6 protein-coding genes and 1 pseudogene are annotated in these 11,280 nt (G+C 54.7%); 5 read left to right on the top strand and 2 right to left on the bottom strand.

Annotated elements, in window-relative coordinates; all coding sequences use genetic code 11:
- The 3 genes from guaA (H2508_RS00515) to H2508_RS00505 form a co-directional block, all read left to right on the top strand.
- The coding region (gene guaA, locus H2508_RS00515) for a glutamine-hydrolyzing GMP synthase (protein WP_182168464.1) at positions 1–1,536 on the top strand (1,536 nt) is incomplete at its 5' end.
- A gap of 111 nt (positions 1,537–1,647) precedes the next feature.
- The gene (locus tag H2508_RS00510) at positions 1,648–3,150 is read left to right on the top strand and encodes a transposase (RefSeq protein ID WP_182168463.1); all 1,503 of its coding nucleotides are present in this window, start codon (positions 1,648–1,650) and stop codon (positions 3,148–3,150) included.
- 196 nt (positions 3,151–3,346) lie between these two features.
- Positions 3,347–3,904, top strand: a complete 558-nt coding sequence (locus tag H2508_RS00505; protein ID WP_182168462.1) for a hypothetical protein — start codon at positions 3,347–3,349, stop codon at positions 3,902–3,904.
- A 161-nt stretch (positions 3,905–4,065) separates the two neighbouring features.
- On the opposite strand, the gene H2508_RS00500 is transcribed toward H2508_RS00505, so the two are convergent.
- Both H2508_RS00500 and H2508_RS00495 read right to left on the bottom strand, forming a co-directional pair.
- Entirely contained in the window at positions 4,066–7,851 is a 3,786-nt protein-coding gene (locus tag H2508_RS00500; RefSeq protein ID WP_182168461.1) for a DUF11 domain-containing protein, read from the bottom strand.
- Between the two features lie 207 nt (positions 7,852–8,058).
- A pseudogene (locus tag H2508_RS00495) lies at positions 8,059–8,640 on the bottom strand (efflux RND transporter permease subunit); the annotation flags it as partial.
- Between H2508_RS00495 and guaA (H2508_RS00490) the strand changes: the two are divergent.
- Together guaA (H2508_RS00490) and H2508_RS00485 are read left to right on the top strand one after the other, a co-directional pair.
- Positions 8,634–10,178 (top strand): glutamine-hydrolyzing GMP synthase, encoded by a 1,545-nt coding sequence (gene guaA, locus H2508_RS00490; protein ID WP_328799270.1) that lies wholly within the window; start codon positions 8,634–8,636, stop codon positions 10,176–10,178. The pseudogene H2508_RS00495 and the gene guaA (H2508_RS00490) overlap by 7 nt on opposite strands.
- 111 nt (positions 10,179–10,289) lie before the next feature.
- The coding region (locus tag H2508_RS00485) for a transposase zinc-binding domain-containing protein (protein ID WP_182168459.1) at positions 10,290–11,280 on the top strand (991 nt) is incomplete at its 3' end.

The raw sequence follows: 11,280 nt of genomic DNA, 5'->3' as shown, positions 1-11,280 counted from the left end.
TTTGGCTCGCAATACACCCAGTTAATTGCCCGCCGGGTACGAGAAGTGGGCGTATACAGCGAGATCCGCGCTTGGGATATGAGCGATGAGGAGATCCGTGAGTTCAATCCCCGGGGGATTATCCTCTCCGGTGGGCCAGAGTCGGTCCCGGTGGCAGGCTCACCACGCGCCCCGCAGTTGGTGTTTGAGCTGGGCGTACCCGTGTTGGGTATTTGCTACGGCATGCAGACTATGGCCGAACAGTGCGGCGGTCGAGTGCAAGCCTCGCCTACTAGTGAATTTGGCTATGCCCAGATTCGACAAGTGGGCAACGGTGGCTTATTGCACGACATTCGCGACCACATCTCTGAGCAAGGCAGGGCTCTGTTGGATGTATGGATGAGTCACGGCGATAAAGTGGTTGAGCTGCCGCCTGGCTTTGAGTTAATAGCCGAAACCGATAGCTGCCCGATCGCCGGTATGGCGCATACAGAAAAACCTTGGTTTGGAATTCAGTTCCACCCCGAAGTGACACACACCCTGCAAGGCAAGCGCATTTTTGAACACTTTGTGCTGGAGCACTGTGGCTGCCAAGCGCTGTGGACGCCGGCTAATATTGTCGAAGATGCTATTGCACGAGTTCGCGAAACAGTCGGCAGCGACAAAGTGCTCTTGGGTTTATCGGGCGGTGTGGATTCATCAGTCGTAGCGGCATTGCTGCATAAAGCGATTGGCGATCAGTTGACCTGTGTGTTCGTAGATAATGGCCTGCTGCGCTTGCATGAAGGCGACCAGGTGATGGAAATGTTCGCTAACAACATGGGCGTTAAAGTTATCCGTGTCGATCGCGAGCAGCTGTTTTTAAGCAAGCTAGCTGGCGAAGCAGACCCCGAGCGCAAGCGCAAAATTATCGGCAACACCTTCATTGAAGTTTTTGATGAAGAGGCAACTCGCATTCAAGATGTGAAGTGGTTGGCCCAGGGCACTATCTATCCTGATGTGATTGAGTCAGCTGGGGCCAAGACCGGCAAAGCCCATGTCATTAAATCCCATCATAACGTGGGCGGCTTGCCCGATGATATGGCGCTAGAATTAGTCGAGCCCTTGCGAGAGCTATTTAAAGACGAAGTGCGGCAGATCGGTCTCGAGTTGGGCTTGCCCTACGATATGGTCTATCGCCACCCCTTCCCAGGGCCAGGTTTGGGCGTGCGGATACTCGGTGCGGTCAAAAAAGAATATGCTGATTTACTGCGTGAAGCCGATGCGATCTTTATCGAAGAGTTGCGTGCGGCGGGCTGGTACCACAAAACCAGTCAGGCCTTCGCTGTGTTCCTGCCAGTTAAATCAGTCGGCGTAGTGGGTGATGGTCGGCGCTACGAGTGGGTTATTGCACTGCGCGCAGTAGAAACCGTGGATTTTATGACCGCGCGCTGGGCACACTTGCCTTACGACTTGCTAGAGAAAGTCTCCAACCGCATCATCAATGAGCTCTCAGGTGTCTCTCGCGTGACCTATGACGTGAGCTCTAAACCGCCGGCGACGATTGAGTGGGAGTGACTGGCACTCACAGGCAATGTCTGGCACTGGCTGGCATCACAGCTGAGACTTCAATATCTCGCAGCTGAGCGATAAACTGTATAAAAACACAGTATCGCAAGGATGCGGATCATGCCCCAAGTGGCGGCCAGGATGGCCAGCCGGGACGAGAACACTGGTCGTTACCAGCGTCACCGGCCCGAGCAAACCCTGCTCTATCGGATCGTCGAAGAATACTACCCGACGTTCGCTGCCCATTTGGCGGCGCAGGGCAGGGAACTGCCCGGTTATGTGCAACGCGAGTTTGACGCCTACCTCAAATGCGGCCGTCTCGAACACGGCTTTCTGCGGGTGCGTTGTGAGTCGTGTCACGCTGAGCACCTGGTTGCGTTCAGCTGCAAACGTCGGGGCTTCTGTCCTAGTTGTGGCGCACGGCGTATGGCCGAAAGCGCCGCGCTACTGGTCGATGAGGTTCTGCCCGTACAGCCCATGCGCCAATGGGTACTCAGCTTTCCCTTTCAATTGCGCTTTCTGTTCGCCAGCCGGCCGGAGGTCATGGGCCGGGTGTTGGGCATCGTTTACCGCGTCATCGCCACGCATCTGGTCAAGAAAGCGGGCTATACCCACCAAGCGGCCAAGACCGGTGCCGTCACCCTGATCCAGCGCTTCGGCAGTGCACTGAACCCCAACATTCACTTTCACATGCTGTTCCTCGATGGCGTGTACGTTGAGCGTCCCAATGGAACAGCCCGGTTCCTCTGGGTCAGGGCGCCGACCAGCGCCGAACTCACCCAACTGGCGCACACCATCGCCCATCGGGTCGGCCGCTATTTGGAGCGGCAAGGCCTACTGGAGCGGGATGCTGAAAACAGTTACCTGGCCTTGGATGCGGTGGATGAAGATGCGATGACTCCACTGCTGGGGCATTCCATCACGTATCGCATCGCCGTGGGGCCACAGGCAGGGCGCAAGGTGTTCACCCTGCAGACACTGCCCGCCTGCGACCCGGAAGATCAGTTTGGTGACATGCCCGGTAAGGTTGCCGGTTTCTCGCTACATGCCGGCGTAGCGGCCAAGGCCCATGAGCGCAGCAAACTCGAACGGCTGTGCCACTACATCAGCCGCCCGGCGGTGTCTGAGAAACGGCTGTCGCTCACGAAGAATGGCAACGTGCGCTACCAGCTCAAGACGCCGTACCGGGACGGCACCACGCATGTGATCTTTGAGCCGCTGGACTTCATCGCAAGACTGTCGGCGTTGGTGCCGAAGCCACGTGTGAACCTTACCCGGTTTCATGGGGTGTTTGCGCCCAACAGCAAGCACCGCGCCCTGGTTACACCTGCCATGAGGGGCAAGGGGAGCAAAAAGGTCAAGGTATCGGATGAGCCGCCAACACCCGCTGGGCGGCGAGCGTCGATGAAATGGGCACAGCGGCTCAAGCGTGTATTCCAAATCGACATCGAGACTTGCAGCGAATGCGGCGGTGCCATGAAGGTGATTGCCTGTATTGAAGATCCGGTAGTGATCAAGCAGATCCTCGACCATCTGAAGCAAAAAGCCGAAACCAACGAGTCCAGCCCGTTGCCCGAGAGCCGGGCACCACCGGCTGGCCTGTCGCCGGGTCTGTTTACCTGACCCGTCCCAAACGATTCCGATCACGATGCTGCGGTAATTCAGCCGCGGCAGGGATGCGTTATGCCGGCGGCTTGGGTTGGCCCCGGCTGTCGGGAAAAACGGATGAATTTTCGGCGGGATCGATGGCTACACGGGCCGGATTCAGAATCACCCACTGGCAAAGCAGGCCGTCATTCGCGGTCTACAGTGGCTGGACTTGGAGAAAAACGGCGTTTATTCTTCCTATACTCATGGCCAGTTAGATGGCACCGGTGTTGATGATGGTGAACACTGGGCTGCATCAGGGCACCTCGTTTTTAACGTAGATCGGTTCACACTCAAGGCGCAACTTAGCCGCTATGAGTACCGGATCGATAACGCCACACCTTGGGGCAATGACGAACTAATTCCCATGGGCGCTTACGACTTCGCCTGGCCAATTGCCACTAAAGCGTGGCTGCCTGCAATCACTGTCAGCTACCTTATCAACACCGATACACTACCTTGGCTAGACTCTGTTCTGCCCTACCTTGAGTGGAGCAGTAGCGAAAAAGACAGCGGCAGCTTCAATGACAGCCAGTTATTTATAGCCGGCGCCGCCTGGGCCAGCGGTGGTTGGTATATATACAGCGACTTAGCCTATTCCGACGGCAATACTTTTATCGGCAATCGCGGCGATGATTACAGCAGGCTAGACGGTATTGGCGACTTAGGCGCCAACGGTAACAACCGCTGGCGCTATCGTTTTAACCTCAACCTTGGCTATTATTTTTAGTGCCTAAGCCAGCCTCGCCGGCAACTATAATGCGCGCTTTTCTAGGCAAATCTATACTGTAATCTGTGTTGCTAATGCAATGATTCTAAAAGTAGCGCCACTACACAAATAAAAAAAGGGGGCCAAAGCCCCCTATGATTCTATGTAGTACCGCGGATTAATTAGCCGCGGTTAAATACCGAGTAACGACGGGCAATCCAGCCCATTCCCAAGATCATCGCTAGCAGCACTAGCGGGTTATTCACGGGAACCGCAGCCGGTTTCAGTGGTGGTTTGACCGGGGTGTCGACTGAATCGCAGTCGTTATCCGGGTTAGGGTCACCCTCGCCTTTAACACAGGCCATATTGGTCAGTGGTACCGAACCGGTGTAAGGGTCAGCCAGGGTGGTTTCAAGAATAAAATCTATGCTAGAACCGTTATCTAGCTCGCCTACAGCGCAGCTCACCGTTCGAGTGTCGCCATCAAAGGTACAGCCAGGAGCGCTGACAAATTCAAGCCCGACCGGTAAAACATCAGTGATTACCGCGTTGGTGCTTTGATCCGGCCCATTGTTGCTGATATTAAGGGTGTAGATTAACGTGTTGCCAGGCTCCAGCGGTTCGTCATCGGGGACGGTGCTGTCTGTTTTCACCAAAGCGAGGTCGGCAAACTCAGGGTCGGGCGTATTCGCCGTCAGGCGTGTGGATGTACGGTCCTCAGTGGTATTGTTTGCCTCCACGTCGCTGCCATTAGACAACCACTCTGTTTCATCTACTTGCACACTGGCATTGTGGTAAATGGTACCCACATTTCTGCCTTCGGGCAGGCTTTCCGCTTGCATTCTGAACTTGAGAGTCATCGTCTCGTTCGGGGCCATCACCGGAAACACACACCCAAGTTGCAGAGCAGAGGCCGGTGGCAGCGCAGCCTCAGTACCAGCAACGGGCGCACTGCACAGAGTAGTAATTTGTGCAGCCAGATCATCCTCTGGGCTGCTACCGACCCTACGGGTCAATCCGGTTATGCCACTGAAGCTAAACACTGCTGTGGACGGGTAGTCGACACCGTCAATGTTCAATGTTCCAGGAAAGGTATCGCTCAAGATAACGTTGGTAGCATAAGTTGGGCCGTTATTGGTCACCGTAATGGTGTATTCGGTGTCTCCGCCTAGCACAAAACCGTCTGCGGTATGCTCCATATTAATTAGCACGTCCAATTCTTCCCTGGTCAGCACAACCTCGGCTACTGCACTGTTATTGGTCTTGTTCGGCTCATCGGTTTTAGTACCGACCACAACTGTGTTGGGTAGTACCCTACCTGCCGCTGAGGCACCGGCTGCTGCCGGTACCGAGCGAAGGTCATAATTAACTTCTCGTTGACCGTTGGCACTCAGGAACAAGGGTGCAGCCGTCGAGCCCCATACACACTCTAACACACCACCGGCTGTACCTACTGGATGAGTGGTGCCTACAGTCATGTCGGGGGTTCCGGTGCCACCCGCAGTTGCAGTAGTTACCACTTGGCAACTGCCACCATTCGCAACTACGGGGTTGCCAACCAAGATCGCCTCGGCTGGCAAAGTATCGCGCAGCCAGACATTCTCAGCTGATGACGGGCCATCATTTTTCGCGGTCACTGTATACTTCATCAGTGACCCGGCTGCCGCGCTTTTGTTGTTCGCAGCTGTGCCGCCTTCTGAAGTGGCAACCACTTTACTGGCTGTCAAGTCAACACGGGCTGTAACCTCACTCGAGGTGCTTGAATCGTTATTGCTGATGTCTTGGTCAAAGGTGGTGTTGGAGTAAATAGAGGCAGTATTTGAGCGCACCTCACCTACTTGCACCACATTGGGCCGGACCGTCACTTCGATGGTCTGCTCTACACCATTGGCAAGCGTTCCTAACTGACAATTCAAGTTGCGGCTGGTACCGGCGCTTGGCGCTGCTGGTGTACAGGATTGGCCCCCTTGCAAGCCTGTAATTGATATCAAGCTGTCGCCGTAGCTTGAACCGATTAGGCTAGATAGGCTGTCAATTAGTACCACATTTTCAGAATCCTTCGGCCCGTTGTTTCTGATCACGAAGGTATAGGTCAGGTTTTCACCAGCATAAACCGCACCACTGGCAGTTTTGGTAATTTGTAAATCGGCCTGGTTTGGATCGCCAGGCGTTGTGGTGTCAGATGCGCCCACCTCCACACCGTCACAGTTATTGCTAGGATTATTGTCTTTACGCGTAGGCGTACCTGTTACTGCGGCGAATGCGGTGCAAGCAGAGTTAGTAGCATTGCCTTCGCTGGTACGCACAGCATCCAGTACAAGATTTCTGGAAGCACCGTTACCGAGGCCGTCAGAATAGGTACAGGTGAAGCTGGCAGGACCGGTTGCCGGCAAGCTCGGGCAAGTCCAGCCGCTGCTGGTATTATTGATGCCTATGATCTGAATCCCAGATGGCAGAGTTTCAGTGATCTCAATCGCTGGATTAGTGCCGCCTGCAGCCGGAATGGCCAACGAGCCGTTATTTCTGACTCTCAGTGTGTACTGATAAGTTCCTCCAATAGGTACGGCAACGTTCACACCATTGATATAGTTGCTCGCGGTTTTACTCAAGCTCAAGTCGGCCAAATCCGAACCTCTTACATTGGCCGAACTTGTGTTGTTGGATGCATTTGGATCGGTAAAGCCTGACTCTGCGCTAACCTCAGCGCTATTCGTGACCGTGGATGCCGAGGTCACGGTAGCCTTGACCTCAAGCGCCGGCAAGTTGGTGAAGTTGGCTGGCGCCGGGTTGGGGACGGTGTAAACGCAGGCGTTACCACTACAAGACCAGTTGGGGTCGACGGCTGTCATCGAGTCAAAGGTCAATCCAGCCCCCACGGTATCGGTAACTCTTATCTCGTCACCTGTGGCCAAGTTTCCACCTAAAAAGCGGGGCGTTAGGGTGTAAGTTATCTGATCGCCTAGCGGGCGGGTCAGAGCGCCGAGGCGCGTTTTGGTTAACGTCAGGTCAGCACCGCGGGCGGTACTAGTGTAAATAGTGCCATTGGCGGTATTGTTGTCGGGCTGACCATCGAGCATTTTATTGTCACCGCTACTACTATAAGCCTGCACCGAGTAGTTGGTGGTAATACTACCATCGACAATATTTGGCACCCCTTGGATGACTAGGTCGCTGGGGACGGAGTTGCCCACAGCCAACGCACCATTGCGTGTACAAAGAACATCAGCACCTTCGAGTGCGGGCATGACAGCTGGAGTGGCAACACAAGACCAGCCAGTGCCGCTGTAATCAGTCACGCTGGCACCACTGGGTACCGTAAAGCCAACCTCAACACGACCAGTAGATGGAATATTACTCGGCCCCTGATTGCTTACCTTGATAGTTTGCGTGTAAGGCATGCCCGAGATAATTTTATTCGTTGCGCTGTCAGCAGGGTCGGTTGTGACTTCAAGCATGACATCGGCAGCAGCATCGGTAGTGATATTACGGCCAATGTTCTGGTTGTTGGCGGCATCCGGGTCTGTATCGCCCGAGGCTAAGGACGCGGAAGCACTGGCCAACCAATTGGTGTTGACGGTCGGGATAGTGACATTGAAGTTCACCACAACACCACTGGCAACCCCGGCTTGAGTGATGTCGGCAATGTCACAGATGATGGTTTTGTTACTGACGTCTGTTGTAAAAGGCATGCCTGACGCAGCACAAGTTGCCCCAGTAATGCTATTGAGCACAACGCCCTCGGGCAACACTTGGGTCAATGTTACACCTGACGCGGTAACGCTTTCTGTATTAATAAATACCACCGGCTGGTAAGTGAAATCTCCACCGGCTGGGCCTCTGGCCTCATTTGGTACAGCGTTGTGATTGACCACCAAGTCAATTTCCGCAGCGAAGGCTCCGGCCACACCACCGCCAAGTGTTAGCGCAGCAACAAACAAGCTTCTGCCGCTCCACAGTGGCATCCCCATTATAATGTCCCCCTTATATACTCATACTGAGTATTTTTTTTGGTAAACGTCAGGCTTTTACGTGACGTAGAAAATATGTATATGTATGCTATGCATACAGCATAATATTAATACTAACAAATACTTACTTGCCGTCCAATACAATAAAACGCTGAACGAGCTTCAGATTCTTAGTGAAACTGCGGTTTGAGCTTAAAACCCGGCACATCATTTAATACCCCGCTGCCGCCACAACAAATACAGACAGGGTAATACCAGCAGCGTCAGCAGCACTGAACTGATCATGCCACCCACCATAGGGGCTGCCAGGCGGCTCATAATTTCCGAACCCGTGCCCTCGCCATAAAGTATCGGCAGCAGACCGACAATGGTCGCAGCCGCGGTCATCAGTACCGGCCGCACACGCAGGCCAGCCCCAGAAAACACAGCATCTTTCAAGCTTGCTCGATTCAAACTAATACTTTTATCCGCCACCTCTTTTAGTAACTGTTGGTAACTCTGATCTAGGTACACCAACATAATGACTCCTGTCTCGACTGCGATTCCAGCCAGCGCTATCGCACCTACTGCCACTGCCACCGAAAAATTAAAATCCAGCAGGTACAACAGCCACACGCTACCGGCCAAGGCTAAAGGCAGAGCACCCATCAACATGGCCACCTGCGCTAGGCTGCGAAAGTTGAGGTAGAGTAAAAAAATAATAATGGCCAAGGTCAGTGGCACCACGTAAGACAGGCTTTGCTTGGCTCGCTCCATATACTCATATTGCCCCGCCCATACCAGTGAATATCTTTGGCTCGCAATACACCCAGTTAATTGCCCGCCGGGTACGAGAAGTGGGCGTATACAGCGAGATCCGCGCTTGGGATATGAGCGATGAGGAGATCCGTGAGTTCAATCCCCGGGGGATTATCCTCTCCGGTGGGCCAGAGTCGGTCCCGGTGGCAGGCTCACCACGCGCCCCGCAGTTGGTGTTTGAGCTGGGCGTACCCGTGTTGGGTATTTGCTACGGCATGCAGACTATGGCCGAACAGTGCGGCGGTCGAGTGCAAGCCTCGCCTACTAGTGAATTTGGCTATGCCCAGATTCGACAAGTGGGCAACGGTGGCTTATTGCACGACATTCGCGACCACATCTCTGAGCAAGGCAGGGCTCTGTTGGATGTATGGATGAGTCACGGCGATAAAGTGGTTGAGCTGCCGCCTGGCTTTGAGTTAATAGCCGAAACCGATAGCTGCCCGATCGCCGGTATGGCGCATACAGAAAAACCTTGGTTTGGAATTCAGTTCCACCCCGAAGTGACACACACCCTGCAAGGCAAGCGCATTTTTGAACACTTTGTGCTGGAGCACTGTGGCTGCCAAGCGCTGTGGACGCCGGCTAATATTGTCGAAGATGCTATTGCACGAGTTCGCGAAACAGTCGGCAGCGACAAAGTGCTCTTGGGTTTATCGGGCGGTGTGGATTCATCAGTCGTAGCGGCATTGCTGCATAAAGCGATTGGCGATCAGTTGACCTGTGTGTTCGTAGATAATGGCCTGCTGCGCTTGCATGAAGGCGACCAGGTGATGGAAATGTTCGCTAACAACATGGGCGTTAAAGTTATCCGTGTCGATCGCGAGCAGCTGTTTTTAAGCAAGCTAGCTGGCGAAGCAGACCCCGAGCGCAAGCGCAAAATTATCGGCAACACCTTCATTGAAGTTTTTGATGAAGAGGCAACTCGCATTCAAGATGTGAAGTGGTTGGCCCAGGGCACTATCTATCCTGATGTGATTGAGTCAGCTGGGGCCAAGACCGGCAAAGCCCATGTCATTAAATCCCATCATAACGTGGGCGGCTTGCCCGATGATATGGCGCTAGAATTAGTCGAGCCCTTGCGAGAGCTATTTAAAGACGAAGTGCGGCAGATCGGTCTCGAGTTGGGCTTGCCCTACGATATGGTCTATCGCCACCCCTTCCCAGGGCCAGGTTTGGGCGTGCGGATACTCGGTGCGGTCAAAAAAGAATATGCTGATTTACTGCGTGAAGCCGATGCGATCTTTATCGAAGAGTTGCGTGCGGCGGGCTGGTACCACAAAACCAGTCAGGCCTTCGCTGTGTTCCTGCCAGTTAAATCAGTCGGCGTAGTGGGTGATGGTCGGCGCTACGAGTGGGTTATTGCACTGCGCGCAGTAGAAACCGTGGATTTTATGACCGCGCGCTGGGCACACTTGCCTTACGACTTGCTAGAGAAAGTCTCCAACCGCATCATCAATGAGCTCTCAGGTGTCTCTCGCGTGACCTATGACGTGAGCTCTAAACCGCCGGCGACGATTGAGTGGGAGTGACTGGCACTCACAGGCAATGTCTGGCACTGGCTGGCATCACAGCTGAGACTTCAATATCTCGCAGCTGAGCGATAAACTGTATAAAAACACAGTATCGCAAGGATGCGGATCATGCCCCAAGTGGCGGCCAGGATGGCCAGCCGGGACGAGAACACTGGTCGTTACCAGCGTCACCGGCCCGAGCAAACCCTGCTCTATCGGATCGTCGAAGAATACTACCCGACGTTCGCTGCCCATTTGGCGGCGCAGGGCAGGGAACTGCCCGGTTATGTGCAACGCGAGTTTGACGCCTACCTCAAATGCGGCCGTCTCGAACACGGCTTTCTGCGGGTGCGTTGTGAGTCGTGTCACGCTGAGCACCTGGTTGCGTTCAGCTGCAAACGTCGGGGCTTCTGTCCTAGTTGTGGCGCACGGCGTATGGCCGAAAGCGCCGCGCTACTGGTCGATGAGGTTCTGCCCGTACAGCCCATGCGCCAATGGGTACTCAGCTTTCCCTTTCAATTGCGCTTTCTGTTCGCCAGCCGGCCGGAGGTCATGGGCCGGGTGTTGGGCATCGTTTACCGCGTCATCGCCACGCATCTGGTCAAGAAAGCGGGCTATACCCACCAAGCGGCCAAGACCGGTGCCGTCACCCTGATCCAGCGCTTCGGCAGTGCACTGAACCCCAACATTCACTTTCACATGCTGTTCCTCGATGGCGTGTACGTTGAGCGTCCCAATGGAACAGCCCGGTTCCTCTGGGTCAGGGCGCCGACCAGCGCCGAACTCACCCAACTGGCGCACACCATCGCCCATCGGGTCGGCCGCTATTTGGAGCGGCAAGGCCTACTGGAGCGGGATGCTGAAAACAGTTACCTGGCCTTGGATGCGGTGGATGAAGATGCGATGACTCCACTGCTGGGGCATTCCATCACGTATCGCATCGCCGTGGGGCCACAGGCAGGGCGCAAGGTGTTCACCCTGCAGACACTGCCCGCCTGCGACCCGGAAGATCAGTTTGGTGACATGCCCGGTAAGGTTGCCGGTTTCTCGCTACATGCCGGCGTAGCGGCCAAGGCCCATGAGCGCAGCAAACTCGAACGGCTGTGCCACTACATCAGCC

It is taken from the genome of Sediminihaliea albiluteola, from assembly GCF_014077625.1.
Lineage (GTDB): Bacteria > Pseudomonadota > Gammaproteobacteria > Pseudomonadales > Halieaceae > Sediminihaliea > Sediminihaliea albiluteola.
The sequence above is the reverse complement of the archived record's forward strand: the minus strand, read 5'-3'. Positions and strand labels throughout refer to the sequence as shown.

Excerpts from the sequence above, each read along its gene's own strand:
- H2508_RS00510 (WP_182168463.1), top strand. The coding sequence starts at position 1,648 with ATGCCCCAAGTGGCGGCCAGGATGGCCAGCCGGGACGAGAACACTGGT.
- H2508_RS00500 (WP_182168461.1), bottom strand. The coding sequence starts at position 7,851 with ATGGGGATGCCACTGTGGAGCGGCAGAAGCTTGTTTGTTGCTGCGCTA.